This is a genomic window from Clostridium intestinale (assembly GCF_035905475.1).
Taxonomy (GTDB): Bacteria; Bacillota; Clostridia; order Clostridiales; family Clostridiaceae; genus Clostridium_T; species Clostridium_T intestinale.
Genome location: NZ_CP121166.1, coordinates 523,764 through 549,458 on the forward strand (window position 1 = coordinate 523,764; position 25,695 = coordinate 549,458).

Sequence of the window (25,695 nt, forward strand, 5' to 3'; positions counted from 1 at the left end):
TTGTTAGATATGACTATCTTTCAGGGTTAAACACCTTAACATCTGAAAAGTCTGCTTTATTGAATTTATATACGCATAGAGAGAAGAAGATAAGGCCCATGATGATTATGATTAATATTCCTGTGAAGGGCCCAACTATGAAACCATGAATATCAAAAGAAACTCCTTCTTTTACAAGTTCAGCTGTTGATAGATCATTCATTTTTAAAGCTATATATCTGAATATAGAAGTTGTGTAGGTTAATGGATTTATGTATACAAAAGGTCTAAGGATTTTTGGCATAATAGTTGTTGGTATATAAGCACCTGACAAAAAGGTTAATGGTAATGTAAATGCGGTAATCATAACTTGGAAAGTAGTTGATTTCTTAGCAACGGTTGCTAAGAATAGGCCCATGGAACTGAAGGTTATCCCTACTAGGGTCATCACAGATATCATTTGAATGAACTGAGGTGCATCAAGTGTGAGGCCCATGAATAATGCAATTATGATAATCAAAAGACCTTGAATAACAGCTATGATGGTTGATGACAGTACTTGTCCTATAGAGATTTTCCATCTTTCTATAGGAGAGACTATGATTTCCTTCATGAACCCCATTGATATATCTTCTAATATATTAGTAGAGTTACTTAAAGCAGATTGAAAAACTGACATTATTATTATGCCTGATATCAAATAGTTAATAGGTTGACTGATATCAGCTGTTGTTGGTTTCATAACAAATGAGAAAACAAAAAGCATGAATAAAGGCATAACTATTGAGAATATAAGTTGAGTTTTATTTCTTGCGAAGTTTATTAAGTTTCTTTTTAAAATAGCAGTCATTCCACGCATTATGCTCTTATCTCCTTTCCTGTTATAGATAAAAATACATCGTTAAGGGTACCTTTAGTAGTTTCTAAATCTGTGATTATATCTTTAAAGTTAGATGTTAGTTCTAATATTTTCTTTAAGTTATTTGAGTATAAAGTGAACATGGTTTCCTCCTGCGAATACTTTATATGGTTCATTTTTAGATATTCAACAAAATCATATACTTTTGATACACCTATTTTAGTTACAAGTCCTGTGTGTTCTTTTTTTAGATTATTAGGTGTATCAAAAGCAACTATTTTACCATGATCCATGATAGCTACCTTGTCACATATCTCAGCTTCATCCATGTAATGAGTTGTTAAGAAGATGGTGATGTTTTTTTGTTTTTGAAGCTTGTATATGTATTCCCAGATGTTTGCTCTTGTTTGAGGGTCAAGACCTGTAGTAGGTTCATCTAGAAATAAAACTTTAGGGTAATGAACTAGTCCTCTTGCTATTTCTACTCTTCTTTTCATACCTCCAGAAAGGCTGTTTATAGGAGCTTTTCTCCAAGCTTCAAGGTCTACTAAGTTTAATACAAAGTTTATTCTATTTTGAATGTCTTCCTTTGGAACATTGTAAAATTCACAATGAAATTTTAAGTTCTCTTCTACAGTTAATTTATTATCTAAAGTTGAATCCTGAAATACTATTCCAATATCACGTCTAACATTTCCTTTCTCTTTAGATACCTCATTTCCATTTATGGTTAAGGTGCCTTCTGTTTTATTTACTATTGTGCAAAGTGTATTAATGGTTGTACTTTTTCCAGCGCCGTTTGGTCCTAAGAATGCAAATATACTTCCTTCTTCAACCTCAAAAGATATATTGTCTACAGCTTTAAATTCTCCAAATTGTTTTGTGAAATTTTTTACTTCAATAATATTTGCCATTAGATTTTTCCTCCTAGAATTTTTCTTACAGGCTTATATTAATGGACAGGTTTAAACTTCATTTAAAAGAGCTATAAAAAATTTATAAACAAATATAAATAATTTTTAAACAGAAATTTAGTTTATACTTTTTTTATAAATACGTTAAAATATGTTTAATAGTTATTTATAAAATAAGGTTAATGCTATTAAATTTAGGAGTATATAATGAAGAAAAAGTTGAAAAATTTGAAAAAATCTCTTGAGATAAAGTTCAATAGACATATTCAGTATCATAATGAAGAGGATCTTAGGAATATAAAAACTAATTTAGACTCTTTTGAGTTGTTTAGAGAATATCAAAAAGATGTTGAGGAACTTTCTAAAAAAGATTATCTAACTAATAGGGAACGACATGAGGAGAAACATAGGATTGAGAAGAATTTTAAGAAGAGTCTTGAAGGGCTATATAGAAACAATAGGGGATTTCAGTGGTATTATTCTAAAGTAAAGTATACCAGGTTTTTATTTTTAATAATTAACTTAGTTATATGTTATGTGTTATTTAGATATATAGGATTTAATGCTATAGGAGTTATCTATATGTCATTAATTTTACTTGGAGGAATTGGGCAAATATTATTTTTAGCTAGTATTGAGAAAAGAATTTTGATTCCACTTCAACATTTAAATGAGGGAGTTGTGGAGATAGCTAAAGGAAATTATGGAGTTAATGTTTATTGTGAGGAAAATAGTGAAGTTGATATGGTTATAAAATCCTTTAACGAAATGGCAAAAAGGCTTAAAGAGGGTGAAGAATTAAAAAAAGAGTACGAAGAAAACAGAAAACTTCTTATTGCAAATATTTCACATGATTTAAAAACACCTATAACCTCTATTCAAGGATATATTGAAACTATGGCCTATACCGAAGATTTACCGAAAGAAACCATAAAGAAATATAATCAGATAATATATAATAATGCTGGATATATGAACAAGTTAATAGATGACTTATTTTTGTTTTCAAAGCTTGATATGCAGAAGTTAGAGTTTAATTTTGAATTGATAAATATAAAAAACTTTATGGAGGATTTAATGGAAGAATTTCAGTTTGAACTGGAGGACAAAAATATAAACTTTACTTATAAAAATAAAATAACAGAAGAGTTGATAGTTAAAATAGATAGAAAAAGGATACATCAGGTTTTTAGAAATATTATTGGAAATGCAGTGAAATATGCGCCTACAGATGGAAGTAAAAATGATTCAAATAAAGAAACTAATATAGATGTAGAGTTATATGTTAATAATGGATTTATAAATATTGATATAAAGGATAATGGAGAGGGGATTCCAGAAGAAAAACTTCCATATATATTTGATAGATTTTATAGAATTGATTATGCTAGAACTAAAGACTTAATGAGCACTGGTTTAGGATTAGCTATATCTAAGGAATTAGTTGATGCTCATGGAGGAAGTATAAAGGCTGAGAGTAATATAAATGAAGGAACTTGTTTTACGATAACACTTCCCATAGAAGAAGGAGAGTAAGAGATGAGAGAAATTTTAATTATTGAAGATGATATAAATATAGCTGAAATGGAAAGAGATTATCTTCAGCTTAATGGATATAAATCAGAAATTATTACAGATGGAGCAAAGGGACTTAAACTAGCTTTAGAAGGTAGATATGACTTAATAATAGTGGATTTAATGCTTCCAAATGTAGATGGTTATGAAATAATAAAAGAAGTTAGAAAAAAGTATGAGATTCCTATAATAGTTGTATCTGCAAGAAGTGAGGATATAGATAAAATAAGAGGGCTTGACTTTGGGGTAGATGATTATTTTAGTCCAGCTGAACTTACAGCTAGAGTAAAATCTCACATAAATAGATATGAAAGACTTAAAGGAAATGATAAAAGTTCTTCTGAAATAATAAGCCATGGAGGACTAGAAATAAATACTTCATCTCATAGAGTTTTAGTTTATGGAAAAGAAATTCAGATGACTTCAAAAGAATATTCAGTTTTATTACTTTTAGCTTCAAATCCTAATGTGGTGTTTACCAAGGAGCATATCTTTGATAAAATCTGGGGAGATGAATTTTATGGTGATACTGCAACCATACCAGTACATATTCAAAGAATAAGAAAAAAGATTGAAAAAGACCCTTCTAATCCAGAATTTATTGAGACGTTATGGGGAACAGGATATAGATTCAAATTATAGAAGAAAAAGAATGTTGTGAATACTCGCAGCATTCTTTTTCTTATTTAAAAATTATCCATAAAAAGTTAAAAAATATTTGATAAAGCAGCCATCCTTATATATAATATAAGAACAACAGTTCACTTCTAAATTTTAAATGATTGGAGCGAATAATTAATATGAATAGAAACTGGAAAAAAGATATAATACTTTTTTTATCTAGCCAAACAATATCGCTTTTTGGTTCATCATTAGTTCAGTATGCTATTATGTGGTATGTTACTATGAATACTCAATCTGGAGTAATGATGACTGTATACATTATATGTGGATTTTTGCCTACATTTTTTCTATCTCCGTTTGCAGGAGTGTGGGCAGATAGATATGATCGTAAAAAACTGATTATACTAGCAGATTCCGCTATTGCACTTGCAACACTTATTTTAGCTATAGTATTTATGTCAGGATATAGAGAGATGTGGCTTCTTTTTGTTGTAGCAGCTATTAGAGCATTAGGAGCTGGGGTTCAAACACCTGCAGTTGGTGCATTTTTACCGCAGATAGTACCAGAAGATAAATTAACAAAAGCAAACGCAGCAAATGGAAGTATACAATCAATAATTATGCTTGTATCCCCAATGATAAGTGGAGCACTTTTAACTAAAGCTTCAATAGTAACTATTTTCTTTATTGATATAGTTACAGCTTTTATAGGAATATCTATTTTAGTTATATTCTTAAGAGTTGAGGCTCATAAAAAAGCATTAGAAAATTCTAATTTAAGTTATTTTGAAGACATGCAAAAGGGCATTAATTATATAAAGGGTCATCATTATGTAAGAAATTTCTTTATATTTTGTGCAGCTTTTTTCTTTCTGTTTACACCAGCAGCTTTTTTAACGCCTCTTCAGGTTACTAGGAGTTTTGGAAATGATGTGTGGAGATTAACAGCTATAGAAATAACTTTCTCAATAGGCATGATTTTAGGTGGAATTATTATGGCTTCATGGGGAGGCTTTAAAAACAGGGTATACTCTATGGCTTTTTCAAGCTTTGTTTCAGCAGGATGCACCATAGCCCTTGGAATAGTTCCAAGCTTTTATATATACTTAATGTTTATGGGTATCTTTGGAATAGTTATGCCTATGTTTAATACACCTTCTACAGTTTTACTACAAGAGAAAGTTGAACCTGATTATTTAGGAAGAGTTTTTGGAGTCTTTGGGATGATATCTAGTTCTATGATGCCTTTAGGAATGCTAGTCTTTGGCCCTATAGCAGATATGATTAGGATAGAATATTTACTTATAGGTACAGGTTCCTTGTTAGTTATATTAAGTTTTTTCCTTATAAAAAATAAAGCTTTAGTTGATAACGGGATTTAGTTTGTTCAAACTGCACTAAAATCTTGTTTAGAGGATTTATAGAATAGCTTAAAATAATATGCTATTATTGTGTAAACAAAGGTGTCTTTATTTTATTAATGGAGGCACTTTTTTATTATGGATGAAGTTTGGGAGGTCTTATGATGAATTTTAATTATAATTTACCTGTAAATTTACTGTTTGGAAGAGGAAGAAGTTCAGAGATTGGAATAGAGGTAGCCAAGTATGGTAAGAGAGCACTTATTGTAACTGGAAGAAGTAGTACTAAGAAAAGTGGATTACTTGATAAAGCTATATCTTTACTAAAGGAAGAAAATATAGAATATGAGATTTTTGATAAGGTGGAACAAAACCCTTTAACTACAACTGTATATGAGGGAGTAGATATAATAAAGGAAACATGTTGTGATGTTATCTTAGCTCTTGGTGGAGGAAGTATTATGGATGCAGCTAAGAGTATAGCTTTTTCCGCAAAAAATCCTGGGGATATATCTGAATATATATTTGGAATAAAGCAAGGAACAGAAGCTTTACCTACAGTTTTAGTACCAACTACATGTGGTACAGGCAGTGAAGGAAATAGTTTTTCAGTACTTACAAATCCAGAAACCAAGGATAAAAAATCACTTAGAACTAATGCAATAATTGCAAAAGCTTCAATTATAGATCCAGAACTTATGATGACTATGCCTAAAACTATACTTGCATCAGTTGGGTTTGATGCTCTTTGTCATAACATGGAGGCTTATGTTTCTAAGATTGGTCAACCACTAACAAGTATGCAGGCTTTTTATGGAATGAAGCTACTTTCTGAAAATTTAGTGAAGGCTTATAATGATCCTAGTGATTTAGATGCATTAGAAAAGGTAGCTTTGGCAAGTACTTTAGGTGGAATGGTAATTGGCATAGCAGGAGTAGTAGCACCTCATGGACTTGAACACCCAGTTAGTGGGCTTTATGATGTTGTCCATGGAAAAGGACTTGCGGCTTTAACACCTGTAATAGCCCAAGAGTCATGGGAAAGTGATGTAGAGAAGTATGGTGATATAGCGAAGTTATTAGGAGGAAATCATGCCAGTGAATGTTCTGAACTTATAAATAAGCTTTTAGAAGATCTTAATCTTAAGGTTACATTAGGTGAACTTGGAGTTAAAAAGGAAGATGTTACATGGATGGCTGATAATTGCATGAAGGTTTCAAAGCCAAGTATACTAAATCATCCTAAAGAATTTACTCTAGAAGAAATTAAAGATATTTATTATAGTGCACTTTAAACAAATTTTTAAAATATATTGTTCATACTGCACTAAAATATTGTCACTAAAGTAAATAGACTTAGAGATTGTAAATGTGATAATATACATGTATTGAAAGACAGATGTTTAATTAAAGGAATATAAATGAGTATATTTTAAATGCAAAGGTGCACTGAAATAAAAAATCAGTGCACCTTTTTTATTTGAACTGGAGGGGTGTAGAATGATGTATAACATTTTAGGATTATCTAAAAAATTTGGGGATTTGGAAGTTTTGAAGGATATAAGTTTGGATATACAAGAAGGGGAAGTAGTATGCATAATAGGTCCATCTGGATCAGGTAAAAGTACATTACTAAGATGTCTTAACTTACTTGAGATACCTAATGATGGGAAGCTATATTATAATGGCAACAATGTTCTTGATATGGGTATTGATAGCAGGAGCCTTAGAGAAGAGGTGGGCATGGTGTTTCAGAGATTTAATCTATTTCCTTTATACACAGTTTTAGAAAATATTATGCTTGCACCAGTTCTTACAAAAAGAAAAAGTAAGAAGGAAGCAAGAGCCTATGCCCTTGAACTTTTAGATAGAGTAGGTTTAAAGGATAAAGCAGAAGCATATCCTAAGACTTTATCAGGAGGACAACAGCAAAGAGTTGCTATAGCTAGAGCACTTGCCATGGAGCCTAAAATGCTTTTATTTGATGAACCAACTTCTGCTTTAGATCCAGAACTTGTTGGCGATGTATTGGATGTTATGAAAAGATTAGCTAAAGATGGAATGACAATGGTGGTTGTAACTCACGAAATGGGTTTTGCAAGAGATGTATCAGATAGGGTTATATTCATGGAAAAAGGCTATATAGTTGAGGAAGGAAAACCAAAAGACATTTTCACAGAACCAAAACACAAAAGAACCAAAGAGTTTTTATCAAGAGTATTAAGTGATTTTGCTTTAGAAGCTTAGGCTTTAAAAATAAACATAAAAAGGGGAATGTATATGAAAAGGGGATATAAAAAGTTATTAGTTATTCTTGCATTAATAAGTTCAGTTTCAGTAATGACAGGATGTGGCGGAAAGTCCACGGAAGCAAGTGGAGGAAATAAGGATACTCTAGCTACAATAAAAGAAAAAGGGGTTCTTACCGTAGCATCTTCAAATGATGCACCATTTGCTTTTATAGATGCAAAAACAAATGAGTTCAGTGGTATTGATGCTGAAATAATTAAAGAAATTGCGAAAAGACTTGGAATTAATAAAGTTGAAATGAAACAGATACCTTTTGAAAATCTTTTAGTTGAGTTAAATAATAAGTCTGTTGATATGGTAACTGATGGAATGTATGTTAAGGAAGAACGTAAGAAGTTAGCCTTATTTACAAACATATGGTACAAAGAAGGTGAAGCTATAGTTATACCTAAAGATTCTAAGGTTAGCAGTAAAGCTGATTTGAAAAATTTAGTTTTGGGTGGGCAAAAGGGAACAGCTTTCCTAGAAACAGCTCAAAAATGGCAACAAGCAGGTCAAGTAAAAGAAGTTAAGGTATTTGGTAGTCAATCTGAGCTTATGTTAGCTGTTAACACTGGAAAAATTGATGCATGTATAACAGATGGTATGGTTGCAGGATACACATTGTCACAAGATAGCAGCCTTAGCTTAAAAATCTTATCTCCATATGAAGCAGAAGCTTCAGGAATGGTAGCAGCTGCTGTTAGAAAAGATGATACAAGTTTAGCAGATGCAGTTAACGAAAAGCTTGATGAGATGAAAAAAGATGGAACAGTACTTAAATTACTTGAGAAGTATGGAATGAACAAAGATTATTTTGTTTCAATAGAAGATGGTCAGAGTAAATAATAAAAAAGAATCCTTTTGGATTCTTTTTTAGAAAGAGGAGGTAACTTATATGGATATTTTAGCTAACTTAGATTTTTATACTGCATTTAAGTATTTAGTACCTTCATTAATTGATGGTTTATGGATTGTGTTGCAGGCGACTATATTTGGTTTTTTACTGGCAATGATATTAGGATTATTTATAGCAATTGGGCGTATAAGTAAGTTTAAGATATTAAGAGGAATTTTAACTGTGGTTTTGGAGTTTATAAGAGGAACTCCCCTTTTAGTACAACTAGTATATATGTATTATGTTGTACCTTTATTGATATCAATGATTGTACAGTTTTGGAATCCTGGATATCAGTTTAGAATAAGTTCATTAACTGCAGGAATTTTGGGGCTTGGAATAAACTATGGATGTTATATATCAGAAGTAATAAGATCCTCAATTCTTGCAATAGAGATTGGACAAACTGAGGCAGCTTTAGCACTTGGTCTTACTAACACACAGTTATTAGTAAGAATAATAATTCCTCAAGCACTTAGAAATGTGGTTCCTGTATTCGGTAATTATTTGGTTATGATGTTAAAGGATACATCACTTTTAGCTTATGTTGCAGTTAGTGAACTACTTCTGCGAACTCAAAGTTATGCATCACAATCCTTCTTAACTATTGAGTCTTATACTCTTTTAGCAATAGCATACCTTATATTAAGTTTACCTCTTTCTCAATTAGTTAAATTATTAGAAAAAAAGATGCAAAAATTCAACTAAATTTATTAAAGAAATTACCTAAAAGGGTATTTTTATATGAAGATATGTGATAAAAATAGTATAAGTAAATGGTGATTTCTTAAAATAAATTATGAAATAGGGTGGATGTTGTGTCAATTTCTGTGAGAGATATACTTAAATTAGATTCATTAAAAACTCTTCAAATTGTTGGAGGGGAAACTGGACTTGAGAAGTGCGTAGAATGGATATATGTAGCGGAATGTTTTGAAAATCCACTGGAAGGAATTAAGTGGCTTCAAGGGGGAGAGATTATCTTTATAACTGGGGTTGGTATTAAGGATAATACTGAGATGTTATTAGATTTTATAAAAGGTATTGATGAAAGAAATGGAGCAGGACTTGTAGTAAATGTTGGCCCTTATATAAAAACTGTGCCAAGTGAAGCTATTGAACTTGCAAATAAACTAGGAATGCCTTTATTTGAACTTCCTTGGGAGGTAAAGCTAGTTGAGGTTTCAAGAGAAATAAGTAACGCAATTGTTTTATCTCGTATAGAAGAAAATTCTCTTACTCACTTTTTAAGCAATATACTTTTTGGAGATGGAGAATTAGAAGGGGATGCTATACAAAAGGCTGCCTATTTTGGGTACAATTTATCTGGGGAATGTTGTATATGTGTCATAGATATAGATGGATTTGAAAAGTATTTGAAGTTAAAAGATTTAGATGATGAAGTTAGTATATCTAAACTTAAAGTAACTTTTAGAAAATTGGTACAAGATGTATTAGAAAAACACGCACTAAAGGTTCCAATAATAGATAAGGATGATTCTGTTATCTTTTTTGCAAAGTCAGAAGAAAACTTTATGAAAAGAGTTGAGAAAGCTTTAATAGAAATTCAGCAGTTAATTCACAAACGTATTGATGGAATTACTGTAAGTGCAGGTATTGGGAATCCGTATAAGGATTTAAAAATGATGAAGCAATCATTAAATGAAGCTGAGATAGCTATTGATAGTTTAAAATGTGAAGGACTTAATAATACTATAATAAAATATAAAGATGCAGGGGTTTATTCTCTTTTATTTAATATTAAAAATAAACATGTTTTAGAAAATTACTTTAGAGATACTCTAGGAGCAATCAGCAGTAAGGAAAACAAAGATAAAGATTTAATTGAGATATTAGATACTTATTTAAATGAAAACTGTAATATAACAGTTACTGCAGAGAAGTTATTTCTGCATAGAAATACTCTTAAGTATAAGATTAAAAAAATAGAAGAATTATTAAATTGTGATTTGCACAACTTTAATGATTGTATGAAAGTGAGAATAGCACTAAACATACAAAAGATGCTTTAGTCAATATAGACAAAAAGCTTATGGAACTTGGACATATAAATATGAAAGTGAAAGTATTAGTATATAAATATAAGTTAAATTGAACCATTAGGGACAAGGGAGTCTTCATGTTAGATAACATGGGCTCTCATTTTTTTGATTATCATTGTTAGGAGGACTTATTTATGATAGAAGAATTAAACGTAAAAATAGTAACCGAGATACCAGGACCTAAATCAAAGGAGATCTTGGAGGAGAGAAAAAAGTATGTAGCTGATGGTGTATCTGTATCCACGGATATAGCTATTGAAGAAGCAAAGGGAGCTTTAATTAAGGATGTTGATGGAAATGTATTTTTAGATTTTGCAGCAGCTATTGGGGTTCAAAATGTTGGACATTGTGATGAAGAGGTAGTTGATGCTTTAAAAGATCAAATAGAGAAATATATACATCCAGGCTATAATGTAGTGACTTATGAGTCTTATGGAGCTTTGGCAAAGAAGTTAACTGAAATAACAGTTGGTGATTATGAGAAGAAGGTTATGTTTGCAAATAGTGGCGCAGAGGCAGTAGAAAATGCAATAAAACTTGCTAGAACCTATACTAAGAAAACTGGAATATTATCAGCTACAGGTTCTTTCCATGGACGTACCAACATGACTATGTCTATAACAAGTAAATACAAGCCATACAAAAATGGATTTGGTCCATTTGCACCAGAAACTTATAAGTTTGAGTTTCCTTATGCTTATAGAGCACCTTTTGGAGTTTCAGAAGAAGCTTATGTTGATGAATGTATAGATAGCTTAAAAACTATGCTAAAAACAACACTCTCTTCTGATATGATAGCTTGCCTTATAGTTGAACCCTTGCAAGGTGAAGGTGGTTTCGTAGTTCCGCAAGCAAGGTACATGAAGGAAGTTCAAAAAATCTGTAATGAAAATAATATAGTTTTTATAGTAGATGAGATTCAAGCTGGTTTTGGAAGAACAGGAAAAATGTTTGCCTATGAGCATTATGGAATAGAACCAGATTTAATAACTTTATCTAAATCCATTGCAGCAGGAATTCCTTTAAGTGCAGTAGTGGGAAAAAAGGACATAATGGATTCCGCTTGTGTTGGAGGTATAGGAGGAACTTATTCTGGAAGTCCTCTTGGGTGTATAGCTGCCCTTAAAGTTATAGAAAAAATAGAAAAAGAAAACCTATGTGAAAAGTCACAAAAACTTGGAGAATATATGCACAAAAGATTAAGTGACATGAGAGAGAAGTACGATGTAATTGGTGATGTTAGAGGACTTGGTTCCATGATGGCAATAGAACTTGTAAAAGATAAAGAAACAAAAGAACCAGCCTCAGCTTTAGTAAAAGAAATAATCGGAAAGTGTTATAAAAAAGGAGTTATATTTTTAAATGCAGGAATTTTAGGAAATGTAATTCGATTTTTACCGCCATTAGTTATGACAGATGAACAGGTTAAATATGGGATGGATGTTTTAGAAGAATCTATTTACGAATGTCTATAGTTTCATTGCCATCATTTTATATTGATAATTAAGAGAGTTAATAGTGAAAGAATTTCAACAATCACTATTAACTCTTTTATATTAACTATCTAGCCATTTTATAGATTTCTATCATATCTTCAGTATTTAAGGCTTTTACACCGCCAACAGTTCTAGTGTTTTGGAAACTGCATTTATAAGCGAGCTCTTCCATTTCATCTTCACAGATTTCAACACCAAGTTCACTTATGGAAGTAGGCATATTTATGGAATGATAATAGGCTTCCATAGCTTCAATACCAGCTAAAGCTGTCTTTTCTTGGTTAGAGAAATCATTAGGAACCCCAAGAACATTTACAGCAAATTGAGCAAAACGAGCTACATTATATTTATAAACATATCTTGCCCAGCTTCCCCAAACAGCCGCTAGTCCGGCACCATGAGCTACGTCAAACATTCCCCCAAGTTCATGTTCTAATTGATGGCAAGCCCAATCACCTATAGATCCGCAGCCTGTTAACCCATTATGTGAAAGACTTCCAGCCCACATAACCTCTGCACGTGCTTCATAGTTAGTTGGATCTTTCATAAGGATTTTAGAATTATTAATTACCGTTCTCATAAGAGCTTCACTTATACCATCAGTAAGTTCCATAGTTCCACCTTGAGTAAAGTAACGTTCCATGGTATGCATAAGAATATCTGTAGCACCACTAGCTGTTTGATATGGTGGAAGGGTATATGTTAACTCAGGATTCATTATTGCAAATTTTGGGCGACAGTAATCTGAGTTACAGCCTCTTTTAAGCCATCCTTCCTCATTAGTTATTACTGAAGAATTACTCATTTCACTACCTGCAGCAGACAAAGTAAGTATAGTTCCTATAGGAAGACAGCCTGTTGGCACAGCTTTTTTCATATAGAAATCCCACACGTCACAATCATTTGCCATACCATAACCAATTGCTTTTGCAGAGTCTATAACACTTCCTCCACCAATAGCTAAAATAAAATCAATATTTTCTTTTTTACATAAATCTATACCTTCATAAACCTTAGAAAGTCTAGGATTTGGAACTACTCCTCCAAGACTTACGTAATCGATTCCTGATTGGGTTAAAGAATCAAAAACTCTATCTAATAAACCAGATTTCTTGGCACTATTTCCTCCAAAGTGAACTAATACTTTTTTACAGTTTAGGGCGTTAATTAGTTCTCCGACTTTATCTTCGCCTTTTTTACCAAAAACAACTTGGGTAGGTGTGTAAAAATTAAAATCTTGCATATAAAACAACTCCTTTTAATATCTAATAAGTATAATACCATTTTAACATATAAAGTAAAGTTTGATTAAGATGGTTCATGAAAATTGATAACTATCATGAAAATAAAGAGCAGGTAAATAAAAAGTTACAATTTCCAGTAAATGTTGTTTTCAAAGATTAAAAGTAGTAAGATATTGTTATTAAACTTTAATAATATAGCATAAATGTATATGTGATATACTAATTGTGAATTAGGAGTGATTTTGTGAATAAGGAATTGCAGATAAATAAAGAAGATGTAATAAAAAATATAAGATATCTGAACTTATTAGCAGAACAATACCCAACTATAAATGCAGCAAGCACTGAAATAATTAACTTAAAGGCTATCTTAAACTTACCTAAAGGAACAGAACACTTTATTACAGATGTTCATGGTGAAAATGAGGCTCTGATGCATATATTAAAAAATGCCTCAGGAGTAATAAAGAGAAAATTAGATGATATATTTGGGGAAACCTTAAGGGAAAGTGATAAAAGAAGCTTAGCAACTTTAATATACTATCCTGAGCAGAAACTAGATATTATATTAGAGCAGGAAGAAAATGTTGATGATTGGTATAGAATAACTCTATATAGACTAGTTGAACTGTGTAGGAGAGTATCTTTAAAGTATACCCGTTCTAAGGTTAGAAAAGCACTTCCTAAAGAGTTTTCATATATAATAGAAGAGCTTTTACATGAACATCAAAATAAAGAAGATAAAGATGCCTACTATAAAGAAATCATAAAAACCATAATAGACATAGATAAGGCTAGGGATTTTATTATAGCACTTTCTAATCTTATACAAAGGCTTGTTATAGACAGGCTACATATAATAGGAGATATTTTTGATAGAGGACCAGGAGCTGATATTATATTAGATACCTTAGAGAAATATCATTCTGTTGATATTCAATGGGGAAATCATGATATTTTATGGATGGGAGCGGCTTCAGGCTCTAGGGCATGTGTTGCAAATGTTCTTAGAATATCAGCAAAATATGCGAATCTAGGCACTTTAGAAGATGGTTATGGCATTAATTTATTGCCACTTGCTACATTTGCAATTGAATATTACAAAGATGATCCATGCGAAAGATTTATACCAACATTTGAATGCAGCAGAGAATATAGCAATAAAGAAGCAGTACTTATCTCAAAGATGCATAAAGCTATAAGTGTAATCCAGTTTAAACTAGAAGGAGAAATTATAGAAAGAAGAAAAGAATTTAAGATGGAAGATAGACTTATTCTTAATAATATTAATTTCTCTAATGGTAAACTTGAACTTGAGGGAGAGGAATATGAGCTTATAGATAGCTTTTTTCCAACAATAGATAGGGACAACCCTTATAGACTTACTCTTGAGGAAGAGGAACTTATAAATAAACTTACTCATTCTTTTATAAATAGCGAAAAACTAAATAGACATATAAGATTTTTGTTTGCAAAAGGGAGTATGTATTTAAAATTCAATTGCAATCTATTATATCATGGATGTATACCTTTAGATGAAGAAGGATATTTTAAAGCAGTTAAAATAGATGGTGGAGTATACAAGGGAAAAGGTCTTTTAGATAAGTTTGATACCTTAGCTAGAGAAGGGTATTTTAATAAAGATGATAATGAAAGAAAATCCTATGGAATGGATATAATGTGGTACCTTTGGATTGGAGAAAATTCTCCTTTGTTTGGGAAAAATAAAATGGCTACCTTTGAGAGATATTTTCTTAAAGATAAGAAAACTCATAAAGAAGAGAAAAACTACTATTATAAATATAGAGATGAAGAATTTCTATGTGATAACATTGCAGCTGAGTTTTCTCTTAAAGAAGAAAACTATCATATCATAAATGGACATGTACCAGTTGAAGGAATAAAAGGGGAAAGCCCTATTAAAGCAAATGGAAAACTTCTTGTCATTGATGGTGGTTTTTCTAAAAGTTATCAAGAAAAGACAGGAATAGCTGGATACACTTTGATATATAACTCCTTTGGACTTTTATTAGTTTCGCATGAACCTTTTGAATCTACTGAAAAAGCTATCAAAGAAGAAACTGATATATTATCCTCTAGAGTTATTTTAGAAACTGCTAAACTAAGACAAAGAGTAAGAGATACAGATATAGGAGTCGAACTTAATGAACAGATAAGTGACTTAAACATGCTTTTATACGCATATAAAAATGGACTTATAAAAGAGAAAAGTAAATAAGTAATTAGGCCCATCACAGAATTTATTAAATAAGTTAGTGTGATGGGCCTAATTCTTAAGAAAAGGCCCATCAAATTATGATATCAAATCTTTTACCTTAAGTGCTGTTTCTAAAGAAATTATAGCCTCATCAATACTTAGCTTACTTGGTACATCTTTTTCTATACACTCAAGTACATGTTTGATTGCACTTTCGTAACAATCAACTTCAGAAAGTTCGATTTCTTGATGACAGTCATCAGTGAATAGCTTTAAAGATGTTTCTGTTCTATTATAATATCCGTTTTCTAGATATTCTAAGGTTCCATTTTCAAATACAGCTTCATAAGAGGTTGTAAAAGGATGATATTCTGGCATCATGGAAGAACATTGAATTTCAACAAAGGAGTTTTCATAGTTTATGATAGTTTCTACATGGGCCTTATCTTTATCTTTTTGAGATGCAGTTGATATGATATCATCTGATGGGCCTAATAACCAAGTAACAAAATCAAATTCATGTAACATCAATTTTGTTGTGATTTCATCTAAACCTAAAGAACCCCATAAAGGAGGTGTTTTTCTTTTTAAATGTAGAGCTTTTAATTCTCCATACTTATTTTCTTTTACAAGCTTATAAAGAATATCATAAGGCCCATCAAATTTTATAAACATGTCCACAAAGATTTTTTTGTTATACTTTTTAGAAGCTTGCTCCATCAAAATAGCATCTTCAAGTGTTAGTGCTACAGGGGTTTCACAAAATACATGTTTACCGTTTTTTAAAGCTTCTATAGTATAATCTTTGTGTAATGAACTTGGAATACATATATCTATTAATGAGATATCAGGGTCATCAAGAATATCATTGATGTTTGTTGTTGTCTTGATATTTATATCATTTTTTATATTTCTAAGTTTCACCTCATCTCTTCCCCATATTATAATTGAATCTATGTTTTTTAGTTTACTGTAAATTTTAGCATGATAAGCTCCAAAACCTGTTCCTAAAATACCTATTTTCATAAATAGTTCCCCTTTCAACTTCTGATATGATAAGTATAACAAGATATTGTTGACATCTTGTTGTCATGAATTTATAATTTATCTAATATATAGAGGTGATGTGCCATGAGATTACATAGAATGATTTCAATACTGCTTTTAGTGGAAGCAAAGGGAAAAATAAAAGCTAAAGAACTTGCAGATAAGTTAGAAACATCAGTTAGAACCATATATAGAGATATTGATTCCCTATGTGAAGCTGGAATTCCATTAACAACGGATACTGGGCCTAACGGAGGGATTCATTTTGTGGAAGGTTATACTGTTGGTATAAAGAATTTTGAGGCTTCTGAGCTTATAAACCTATATCTAAATGGTATGGGAATAAAACCAGATAGACAAAGTGATATGGCAATGAAGGTTAATAATGCGCTTTTAAAAATAAAAAAAGGCCTAACACCTGAAATCAATAAAGACATAAACAATATTTCTAAAAGGTTTTATGTTGATGATACTCCGTGGTGGGGAATTTTTAACAAGATAAACACTTTTGATGTTCTCATGGAAGCTATATGGAAGCTCAAGAAAATCAATATTAGCTATGAAAATAAAAAAAGAGGTTCATCAAACAGAGATATAAGACCTTATGGAATAGTTGTTAAACAGATGGACTGGTACATTATAGGTTATTGCGAAAAGAGTAATGAAATAAGAACTTTTAAATGTGATAGGATACTTGAATGTAGTCTTTTGGATGAGGAATTTGTTTTGCCAGGAAACTTTTCTTTAGAAGAGTATTGGACTAAGAGTAGTAAGGAATTTATAAACAGTAGATCTGAAGTTGAAATATATCCAGTTGTTATTAAAATAAAAAAAATTAACGATGATGTTTTAAAGAACTTTGAGATTTACAAAGTGGAAGAAGAGGGAGCGTATATAAAAGCTACCATAAATTTGTATAAATATGATTATGCAAAAGACTATATATTAGGACTTATAGGTTATGGAGAAGTGATCTCCCCTTTAGAACTAAGGATTTATGCAAAAAATGAATTAAGTAAACTAATTAATTCATATATGTTAAATCTTTGTTAAATCTTTGTTAAATGTGAGGAGGTTTTATATTAAATTATTAAGTTTGTCTATAATGATTCGATAAAATATATTAGATAGTAACTTTAATGATTTGAAAGAAGTTGCTATAAAACATTTTTAGACAAAAATTCCTTTTAAAAAAGATTTTTTGATTTAAAGTTACAGTGTTATAATATAATTAATACTATTTTGTAATTAGAAGAGAGGTTCAGGGGGTTAACATGGATATATTTTTATTTTTAGGTATTATTACAGGATTTTTAGCAATAGTAGTAGGAATGATTGTGAAAGGAACAGATGTTGCAGTATTATTAAATCCAGCAGCAGCAATAATAATTCTTGTTGGTACCTTTGCAGCAGTAATGAATTCTTTTCCTAAAAAAGATTTTCTTAAAATACCAAAGATAGTGAGTGCTTTATTTAGTGAAAAAGTACAATTAGATCCAATAGATATAGTTAAGCAGATAGTTACTATGGCTCAAGCTACTAGAAAAAATGGATTATTATCATTAGAGCAAGAAATAGAAAAGATGGACAATAAGTTCTTGAAAAAAGGATTAGGAATGGTAGTTGATGGGATAGATCCTGACTATATAAAAGAAGTTTTGGAGATTGAAATTGATTCTTTAGAAGAAAGACATCGTGTAGGCGCTTCTGTTTTTACAACTGCAGGAGGTTCTGCACCAACTCTTGGAGTTTTGGGTGCGGTTATTGGACTTATAGGTGCCCTTGCAAACATAAATGATGTAGAAAAACTTGTACATATGATTGCGGCAGCCTTTGTTGCAACGCTTTATGGTATCTTCTTTGGATATGTAATATTCCATCCATTTGCAACAAGACTTAAAAGAAAATCAGGCGATGAAGTAAATAAAATGTACATAATGCTTGAAGGAATTTTATCTATTCAATCAGGGGACAACCCCAAGAGTATAGAAATAAAGCTTTCTGGTATGCTTGAACCTAAGGATAGAGAGCGATACGAAAATCAAAGTAAAGGAGAATAAGGATGAGAAAGAAAAAGCATCATGAAGAAGAGCATGTTGATGAGACTTGGCTTATTCCTTATTCAGACATGATGACACTTCTACTTGCTTTATTTATAGTTATGTTTGCTATGAGTAAAGTAGATCAAGATAAATTCAAAAGCATTAGCCGAGGATTTAATTCTGTGTTTTCTGGTGGAAATGGAATAATGGACGGTAGTGGAAGTCCGGCTTCGATTGAAGAGATTGTTACCAATGAAACAATGGAAGAAAATCAAATGAATGATGTAAAGTCAATGATAGAAGAAGAGATAACATCAAGCGGATATGGAGACAAGGTTAAAGTAGACCTTAATAGTGCAGGGTTAAACATAATAATACAAGATGCTGTATTATTTAATTCAGGAGATGCATCTATACTTAAAGATGTAGAACCCTTACTTAATCAAGTTGCAAAGTCTCTTAAGACACTTAATAATGAAATTGAGATTGTAGGACATACAGATAATGTGCCTATAAAAAATAGCAAATACGATTCCAATTTAGATTTAAGTTCTTCACGTGCTATAAATGTACTTAATTATATGGTAAGTGTAGGTGGTTTAAATCCATCACATATGTCTACAAGGGCTTACGGCGAATATAAGCCGAAGTATGATAATTCAACTGAAGAAGGAAAAACTAAAAATAGAAGAGTAGAGATTTTTGTAGTTCGTAATTATCCTGTAGATAATGATAAAAGTACAACTACTAAAAATTAATAAGAGATATGTAAATCCCTCTGAGAAAAAACTCAGAGGGATTTTTTAACTATTTGATTATATTAGTTTTTATATTATGTTTATTAGCTTTTTCTTCAAGCGGTTTAGTTGGATATCCTACTGCTAAAGCACAAACAGGAAGAAAACCTTCAGGTAAAGCTAGTTCTTTTAAAAGTTCTTCATTAGTATTTATAGCCATTATAGCTCCCATTAAGTATACGCTTCCTAATCCTAAATCTGTACCAGCTAAACTCATGTTTTCAACTATACATGATCCATTTGCAAGTCCAATGCTTGGTGCTTTTTCATTAACTGTTGAGGATACAATAATTAATGTTGGAGCGCCATATAGTGGGTTAGCCTTTGGATTACCATAAAATGTAGCAGCAGCTTCAGTAACCTTAGCTAATAAATCTGAATTTTGAACAACTGTTAAGTTAAGAGAATCATAAGCTCCCATTCCAACTGGTGCAGCATATCCAGCAGTAAGTAGAGTTTGTAATTCATCTTCACTGATTTGTTCTGGTTTATAACTTCTAGTGGATTGACGAAGGGCAATTGCTTCAATAGTTTTCATAAATAAAATCTCCAATCAATATAATATATTTGCTCAAGTAAAAACTTGATATAGATTATTATAATCATGTGAATTTCTATAAACAAGTACTAATATTTTTAATGGTAAGTATCCTAAAAGATACTATATAGATTTTAAGACTAATGTGATATTATAAATGTATAATAAAATGAAGAGGAGATAAGAGAATGTTTAGACCGATTTAATGTACCAAAGAATTGCAATTATTTTTAAGCCTTTTTTATTGAAGGTCTTTTTGTCGTGTAATTTTGGAGGTGCATTAAAATTGAATAAAAGATTAAACATTTATCTTATGTACGGGATTATATTTCTACAAGGGTTTGTTTTCTATGGACCTGTGGCTGTGCTTTACAGGGAAAATAGGAATTTGTCCTTGTCTAATATATTTTTAATAGAATCTATATCATGGATTTTAGTTATTATTTTTGAGATTCCTTGGGGTTGGTTTGGTGACAGATTTGGTTATAAAAAGACCTTAATCATATCAAATCTAGTCTATCTTTTAAGTAAAGTGTTTTTTTATAATGCCTATTCTTTTGAAATGTTTTTATTTGAAAGAGTACTTTTAGCTTTAGCTTTGTCTGGTGTTTCTGGATGTGATTCCGCACTTATTTATTCTTCCATAAAGGAAGAAGAGGGGGAAAAAGTATTTGGAAGATATAACGCTTCATCAACAGCAGGGTATTTAATTGCTTCACTTTTATCACCATTTCTTATAAGGAAATCTATTGATAGTACAGCTTTTTGGACCATGATACCTTATGGATTAGCATTTCTTTTAACTTTATTTATAAAAGATGTTGAAGTTAAACATGAAACTAAACCAAAGTTTAAAGAAAGTTTATCAAAAGCTTTAAAAAAGAAAAATATCATAATTTTAGTGGTTTCTGCTGCCTTAATAGGGGAAGTAGTTCAAGCGGTAAGTGTATTTTTAAATCAATCTCAGTACTTAAAAAGTGGAATTGATATTAAATACTTTGGGTTAATTGGAGTTATAGTTCAGCTTGTGAGATTGAGTTCTGCTAGAGGGTATAAGCTAAGCGAAAGATTCGGAAAAAATCAAAGCATTAAACTTTTATATATGCTTATAACAGCTGGTTGCGTGGTGCTTCTTTTTACATCTAACGGAATATTAACTGTTGGTTCTATAATTTTAATATGCGGGAGTTATGCCATCCTATCACCACTAATATTGGATATTGAAAATAAAAATATAGATAATATCGATAGAGCTACTTTGTTATCCATATTTTCCATGTTTGGGGATTTAGTAGGAGCAGGTGGAAATGTATTTCTTGGAAAAGCAGCAGACATATCTATAGAAGCAGCCCTTGGGGTTTGTATTTTTATGTGTTTGTGTGGATATATATTGTTTATATTTAACCTTAAAAAATTGAATTAATACTTTTAAAATAAAGAAAGCTAAGTTTTTAGCTTTCTTTATTTAATGTACGTTAAGATAGACGAAAGTAATTAAGATATACTAAAAATCTGTACAATGGTAGGGTATATTTCAAAAAAAGAAAAGAATTACTATGATTATGTGGTAAATTAGTAGTATAGAAGAAAGTAAAGTGATTAAGGAGAATTTATATGTATAAAATGATAGTTAGTGATTTAGATGAAACTTTACTAAATGACAACCATGAAATTTGTGAAAGAAATAAGGAAGCTATAAAAAAGGCTACTGAAATGGGCGTAAAGTTTGTACCAGCTACAGGAAGAGGATACTGGGCTATCCAAAATGTATTAAGAGACTTAGATTTACTTCAAAAGAAAGATGAGTATGTTATTTCTTTTAATGGGTGTGCTTTAATTGAAAATTTCAGTAATGAAACTTTATTTTTTAATGGGCTTTCCTTTGAAAAAGCGGATGAATTATTTAAATATGGACTTGATAAAGATGTATGTATTCACATATATACCCCAGATACCGTTTATTTATATAACCTAAATGAAGATGAAAAAAATAGATTCATAAATCAAAACAATGACTTTGTTGAATTAAAGGAAGCTTCAATTGACTTCTTAAAGGATACTCCTATTGCTAAGATAATATATCAAAGTTTAGATATTCCATATCTTATGAGTATTGGCGAAGGGATGAAAGCTATAACAGATGGAGTTATAAGTGTAAGTTATTCTTCAAATAGATATTTAGAATTGAATAAATATGGGGTTAATAAGGGAGATGCTCTTATTCATTTGGCAGAAATGGTTGGAGTTAAAATAGAAGAAACCATAGCTGTTGGAGATAACTACAATGACATGTCTATGCTTAAGGTTGCAGGTTTAAGTGTTGCTGCGGGAAATGCAGTAGATGGAGTGAAAGAAGCTTGTGATTATGTATGTGAAAATGATAATAACCAAGGGGTGTTAGCTGAGGTTATAGAGAAGTTTATACTTAGGTAAGTTGATAGTTTATGTGAAAACTCAGTATATCTGAGTTTTTTACATCATTATTGTGTATAATATAAAAAGTATATATAATAAAATTAAAAATAATAGTTTTTTGAGATAAGGGGGTATTTGAATGAATGAATTATTAGAATTAAAAAGAAAGATTTTACTTTTAGAAAGTAAAAAGGATAAATTAAAATATTATGAAGAAGATTATATAAAACTTAAAGAAAAAGAGGAATTTCAAAAAGAGGCTTGGATTAAAGAGCAAAGAGATGTTGAAAAATTGGAAAAAGGATCTTCAGTTAGTTTTTTTCTAAAACTATTTGGAAAGTTAGAGGAGAAGATTGAAAAGGAAGAACTTGAAGCTTTAGATGCAAAACATAAATATGAGAGTACTCAATATGAGCTTAATAATGTAAAAGTTAGCATTTTAAACTTAAAAGATGAAATAAAAGATTACGATAAATTAGTAAAAGAATATGAAGCTTTATGGAAGCAAAAAGAAAGAGACCTTTTAAATTCTTCTTCCTTTAAAAAACAAGAATACGTAAACAGTACAGAAAAACTAGCTTCTCTTAAAGTGTTAGATAAAGAATTGAAGGAAGCTGTAAATGCAGGAGATTCTCTTATAAAAGTTCTTGAAGAAGCAAAAAAAGAATTTGAATCAGCTAAAAGCTGGGGAACTCTAGATATGTTTGGGGGAGGCGTAATGTCCTCAATGATAAAACGTGGGCATATAGAAAACGCAAACAGGGTATTAAATGAAGTTCAGTATCTAGTAAAATCATTCAAAAAGGAATTAAATGATGTAAATGTATCTTTAGATATGAAATATGTATCTGGAGATTTTAGTGATATGACTGATATCTTTTTTGATAATTTCTTTTCAGATATCATGGTACAAGATAAAATAAACAATGCACTTAACAATGTTAATAGAACCTTAAGAGTGGTTGAAAGAAATACAAAAGAACTAGTAAAGTCTATTGAAGTAAATAATACAGAAATGGATTTATTAAGTGATAGAATTAAAAGTATAGTGGAAGATTTTAAGGGTGATATTTAAACCGTACATTTAAGTTTGGGGTGTATAAAAGTGAAATATGTACATGCTATAAGAAACATCATATATATTCTTTTGTTATTTGCGGTTGTCCAATTAGTTGCAACTAAAAACTTTATGCCATGTAGTCTGACTAAAAATAATTCAATAAAAATAATCTTGTTTTTAGTTTCATTATTCTATTTACTTAGTGGACTCATTCTAATTAAAATAGATAGAAGCTATGAAAAAAGATTTGGATATATCTATGTTTTTTTATCTACGTGTATCATAGTGTCCATTGCTCTACTAAATGATGTTTCGATATTATTATTATTAGCAATTATATTAGTGGCATTAATAGAAGCTGTAATGAATAGAATCTACAAAGTTTAAAAGTAGGTTATCTCTAGATGATTTTCATATCATTTTATGAGATAGCCTACTTTTTTAGCAAAGCAGGAAATCAAATCCATAAAATATCTGTTATCATAATATTAGTAAATAAGCTTGCAAGTGACTTTTGCTTAAGGGAGGCCCATATGAACTATCTAGATATTCTTCAAGATAGCATTGATTATATTGAAGATAACTTGAAGTCTGAAATATCAGCTGAGGAATTATCTAAAAAAGCAGGATTTTCAATATTTCATTACTATCACTTATTTCAAAAAGGGATAGGTATACCTGTAAATAAGTATATCTTAAAAAGAAAACTTCATAGTGCAATATATGAAATAAGTTTGGGAAAGAAGAGTATACACAAGTGTTCTGTAGAAGCGTTTCTCAGCTTCATTAAAGTCATTTTTCAGGGGCCCATGAAGATATTAAAAATATCATGAACCTACCTATAGATTTCTATAAGAAATATGATGAGGAGTTTGGAAAACTATACCCATATTTAAATAGTCACATTATTCATAGAGATCCTAATCCAAGTAATATAATTATGAGAGATGATAAACTAGTAAGCTTCATAGACTTTGAATTATCAGAGAGAAACTTAAGAATTTTTGATCCATGTTATGCAGCAACCTCAATATTATCAGAAACTTATCCTGAAAAAACAGCTAAAGAATTAGAAGTTTGGTTTATCATATTTAAAGAAATTATAGAAGGATACAACAGCGTGTGTAACTTAACCAAGGAAGAAAAACAAGCAATTCCTTATGTTATTTACTCAATTCAAATTGTCTGCATAGGTTATTTTAGTAAATTCAATAAATATAAAAACTTGGCTGAAATTAATATAGAGATGCTAAAGTTTTTGTATGAGAATGAGGAGAAACTAATTATAAAATAGTTTATAAATTATACATTAAAGGTAAAAAGGTATAAAATTAAACTAATGAAAAAAGTTAGGAGCTTAAGAGTATGGAAACTACTATATATTATTTTACTGGAACAGGTAATGGGTTAAAAATAGCTAAGGATATAAAAGAAGAACTTCCTAAAGCTAAGCTTATAAGGATATGTAATAAGAACATGAAGATTAGAGAAGATATAAGTTCTGATATAATTGGTTTTATATTTCCGGTATATTATAGGGGCCTTCCTCATATGGTCAGAGATTTTATTGAAAATCTAATAGTGAATGATAGTGCATATATTTTTGGAATAGCAAGCTATGGAAGTTATGAAGCTATATCTTTTCATCAAATAGATGAGATATTAAAAAATAAAGGAACTAAACTTTCAGCAGGTTTTGGAATAGATATGCCAGGAAATATGTGGTTTATGTATTATCCACATCCTAAAAGTGATTTTATAGAGAGAATTGAGAATCAAAAAGATAAAACTATTAAGATAGTAGAAAAAATTAAAAATAAGGAAATAAATAAATTAAAAACGTTAGAAAACTATGAAGAAGAGTTAAAGATTTATGAGAATTTTAATCCAAAAGAAATGGATAAAGATTTTTGGAGCAAAGAAAATTGTAATGGATGCGGAACCTGTATTAAAGTATGTCCAGCTTCTAATATTGAGCTTAAAGATAAGAGACCAAAGTGGAGGCATGAATGTGAGTTTTGTTTAGCATGCATACATTGGTGTCCAAAGGAAGCGATAGAATTTAAAAAGGATTCTGGTAATAAAGAAAGATATCATAATACTTATATAAAAATAAAAGAAGTTATGAGTTGAAAAAAGTTTAAAGATAGAAAGTGTACATTATTATCCATGTAGCTTTCTATTTTTTTTGTAAATAATTAAAATAACTATATTTTTTGCAGAAATAATGATGAAATGCATTGCATAAATTCATAAATTGCGACATTATTGTGGAA

25 protein-coding genes are annotated in these 25,695 nt (G+C 30.4%); 20 read left to right on the plus strand and 5 right to left on the minus strand.

The window, feature by feature from the left end; translation table 11 throughout:
- Nucleotides 1-13: 13 nt before the first annotated feature.
- Nucleotides 14-838 carry an ABC transporter permease gene (locus P8F83_RS02555; RefSeq protein ID WP_326513311.1) on the minus strand — a complete coding sequence of 275 codons (825 nt, stop codon included), beginning with the start codon at nucleotides 836-838 and terminating at the stop codon, nucleotides 14-16.
- Nucleotides 838-1,752 (minus strand): ABC transporter ATP-binding protein, encoded by a 915-nt coding sequence (locus tag P8F83_RS02560; RefSeq protein WP_326513312.1) that lies wholly within the window; start codon nucleotides 1,750-1,752, stop codon nucleotides 838-840. Before P8F83_RS02560 ends, P8F83_RS02555 begins: the two co-directional genes overlap by 1 nt.
- A gap of 207 nt (nucleotides 1,753-1,959) precedes the next feature.
- Between P8F83_RS02560 and P8F83_RS02565 the strand changes: the two genes are divergently transcribed.
- The 9 genes from P8F83_RS02565 to gabT all read left to right on the plus strand — a co-directional run bounded on the left by P8F83_RS02565 (nucleotide 1,960) and on the right by gabT (nucleotide 12,037).
- The gene (locus tag P8F83_RS02565) at nucleotides 1,960-3,288 is read left to right on the plus strand and encodes a sensor histidine kinase (RefSeq protein WP_326513313.1); all 1,329 of its coding nucleotides are present in this window, start codon (nucleotides 1,960-1,962) and stop codon (nucleotides 3,286-3,288) included.
- Between the two features lie 3 nt (nucleotides 3,289-3,291).
- Nucleotides 3,292-3,969: a response regulator transcription factor gene (locus P8F83_RS02570; RefSeq protein ID WP_326513314.1), complete on the plus strand. Its 678-nt coding sequence runs from the start codon at nucleotides 3,292-3,294 to the stop codon at nucleotides 3,967-3,969.
- A 158-nt stretch (nucleotides 3,970-4,127) separates the two neighbouring features.
- Nucleotides 4,128-5,333, plus strand: a complete 1,206-nt coding sequence (locus P8F83_RS02575) for an MFS transporter (protein WP_326513315.1) — start codon at nucleotides 4,128-4,130, stop codon at nucleotides 5,331-5,333.
- Nucleotides 5,334-5,476: 143 nt separating this feature from the next.
- Complete coding sequence (locus P8F83_RS02580) at nucleotides 5,477-6,607, plus strand: iron-containing alcohol dehydrogenase (protein ID WP_326513316.1); 1,131 nt, start codon at nucleotides 5,477-5,479, stop codon at nucleotides 6,605-6,607.
- 208 nt (nucleotides 6,608-6,815) lie between these two features.
- Entirely contained in the window at nucleotides 6,816-7,559 is a 744-nt protein-coding gene (locus tag P8F83_RS02585) for an amino acid ABC transporter ATP-binding protein (RefSeq protein WP_326514814.1), read from the plus strand.
- 33 nt (nucleotides 7,560-7,592) lie between these two features.
- Entirely contained in the window at nucleotides 7,593-8,450 is an 858-nt protein-coding gene (locus P8F83_RS02590; protein ID WP_326513317.1) for a substrate-binding periplasmic protein, read from the plus strand.
- 49 nt (nucleotides 8,451-8,499) lie between these two features.
- Entirely contained in the window at nucleotides 8,500-9,207 is a 708-nt protein-coding gene (locus tag P8F83_RS02595; protein WP_238905069.1) for an amino acid ABC transporter permease, read from the plus strand.
- 110 nt (nucleotides 9,208-9,317) lie between these two features.
- Entirely contained in the window at nucleotides 9,318-10,532 is a 1,215-nt protein-coding gene (locus tag P8F83_RS02600; RefSeq protein ID WP_326513318.1) for a PucR family transcriptional regulator, read from the plus strand.
- A gap of 164 nt (nucleotides 10,533-10,696) precedes the next feature.
- Nucleotides 10,697-12,037, plus strand: a complete 1,341-nt coding sequence (gabT, locus tag P8F83_RS02605; protein ID WP_326513319.1) for a 4-aminobutyrate--2-oxoglutarate transaminase — start codon at nucleotides 10,697-10,699, stop codon at nucleotides 12,035-12,037.
- An 85-nt stretch (nucleotides 12,038-12,122) separates the two neighbouring features.
- On the opposite strand, the gene P8F83_RS02610 is transcribed toward gabT, so the two are convergent.
- Nucleotides 12,123-13,301, minus strand: a complete 1,179-nt coding sequence (locus tag P8F83_RS02610) for an iron-containing alcohol dehydrogenase (protein ID WP_326513320.1) — start codon at nucleotides 13,299-13,301, stop codon at nucleotides 12,123-12,125.
- Nucleotides 13,302-13,546: 245 nt separating this feature from the next.
- Here P8F83_RS02610 and P8F83_RS02615 point away from each other — a divergent pair, with 245 nt between their 5' ends.
- Entirely contained in the window at nucleotides 13,547-15,541 is a 1,995-nt protein-coding gene (locus P8F83_RS02615; protein WP_326513321.1) for a fructose-1,6-bisphosphatase, read from the plus strand.
- Between the two features lie 75 nt (nucleotides 15,542-15,616).
- Here P8F83_RS02615 and P8F83_RS02620 read toward each other — a convergent pair whose 3' ends face one another.
- Complete coding sequence (locus P8F83_RS02620) at nucleotides 15,617-16,546, minus strand: Gfo/Idh/MocA family protein (RefSeq protein ID WP_326513322.1); 930 nt, start codon at nucleotides 16,544-16,546, stop codon at nucleotides 15,617-15,619.
- A gap of 105 nt (nucleotides 16,547-16,651) precedes the next feature.
- On the opposite strand from P8F83_RS02620, the gene P8F83_RS02625 reads away from it, so the two are divergent.
- From P8F83_RS02625 to P8F83_RS02635, 3 genes are all read left to right on the plus strand, one after another.
- Entirely contained in the window at nucleotides 16,652-17,620 is a 969-nt protein-coding gene (locus P8F83_RS02625; RefSeq protein WP_326513323.1) for a helix-turn-helix transcriptional regulator, read from the plus strand.
- A gap of 221 nt (nucleotides 17,621-17,841) precedes the next feature.
- The gene (gene motA, locus P8F83_RS02630) at nucleotides 17,842-18,627 is read left to right on the plus strand and encodes a flagellar motor stator protein MotA (protein WP_326513324.1); all 786 of its coding nucleotides are present in this window, start codon (nucleotides 17,842-17,844) and stop codon (nucleotides 18,625-18,627) included.
- Between the two features lie 2 nt (nucleotides 18,628-18,629).
- A complete protein-coding gene (locus P8F83_RS02635) occupies nucleotides 18,630-19,367 on the plus strand; it encodes a flagellar motor protein MotB (RefSeq protein WP_326513325.1) in 738 nt (245 codons plus the stop codon).
- Between the two features lie 49 nt (nucleotides 19,368-19,416).
- Here P8F83_RS02635 and P8F83_RS02640 read toward each other — a convergent pair whose 3' ends face one another.
- Nucleotides 19,417-19,944 carry a nitroreductase family protein gene (locus P8F83_RS02640; RefSeq protein ID WP_326513326.1) on the minus strand — a complete coding sequence of 176 codons (528 nt, stop codon included), beginning with the start codon at nucleotides 19,942-19,944 and terminating at the stop codon, nucleotides 19,417-19,419.
- A gap of 286 nt (nucleotides 19,945-20,230) precedes the next feature.
- Between P8F83_RS02640 and P8F83_RS02645 the strand changes: the two genes are divergently transcribed.
- The 7 genes from P8F83_RS02645 (at nucleotide 20,231) to P8F83_RS02675 (ending at nucleotide 25,552) form a co-directional block, all read left to right on the plus strand.
- The gene (locus P8F83_RS02645) at nucleotides 20,231-21,367 is read left to right on the plus strand and encodes an MFS transporter (protein WP_326513327.1); all 1,137 of its coding nucleotides are present in this window, start codon (nucleotides 20,231-20,233) and stop codon (nucleotides 21,365-21,367) included.
- Between the two features lie 191 nt (nucleotides 21,368-21,558).
- Nucleotides 21,559-22,377: a Cof-type HAD-IIB family hydrolase gene (locus tag P8F83_RS02650; protein WP_326513328.1), complete on the plus strand. Its 819-nt coding sequence runs from the start codon at nucleotides 21,559-21,561 to the stop codon at nucleotides 22,375-22,377.
- 121 nt (nucleotides 22,378-22,498) lie between these two features.
- Entirely contained in the window at nucleotides 22,499-23,434 is a 936-nt protein-coding gene (locus P8F83_RS02655) for a hypothetical protein (RefSeq protein WP_326513329.1), read from the plus strand.
- A gap of 30 nt (nucleotides 23,435-23,464) precedes the next feature.
- Complete coding sequence (locus P8F83_RS02660) at nucleotides 23,465-23,806, plus strand: hypothetical protein (RefSeq protein ID WP_326513330.1); 342 nt, start codon at nucleotides 23,465-23,467, stop codon at nucleotides 23,804-23,806.
- 146 nt (nucleotides 23,807-23,952) lie between these two features.
- Nucleotides 23,953-24,252, plus strand: a complete 300-nt coding sequence (locus tag P8F83_RS02665; protein WP_326513331.1) for an AraC family transcriptional regulator — start codon at nucleotides 23,953-23,955, stop codon at nucleotides 24,250-24,252.
- Nucleotides 24,249-24,713 (plus strand): phosphotransferase, encoded by a 465-nt coding sequence (locus tag P8F83_RS02670; protein WP_326513332.1) that lies wholly within the window; start codon nucleotides 24,249-24,251, stop codon nucleotides 24,711-24,713. Before P8F83_RS02665 ends, P8F83_RS02670 begins: the two co-directional genes overlap by 4 nt.
- A gap of 71 nt (nucleotides 24,714-24,784) precedes the next feature.
- Nucleotides 24,785-25,552 carry an EFR1 family ferrodoxin gene (locus P8F83_RS02675; protein WP_326513333.1) on the plus strand — a complete coding sequence of 256 codons (768 nt, stop codon included), beginning with the start codon at nucleotides 24,785-24,787 and terminating at the stop codon, nucleotides 25,550-25,552.
- Nucleotides 25,553-25,695 lie beyond the last annotated feature (143 nt).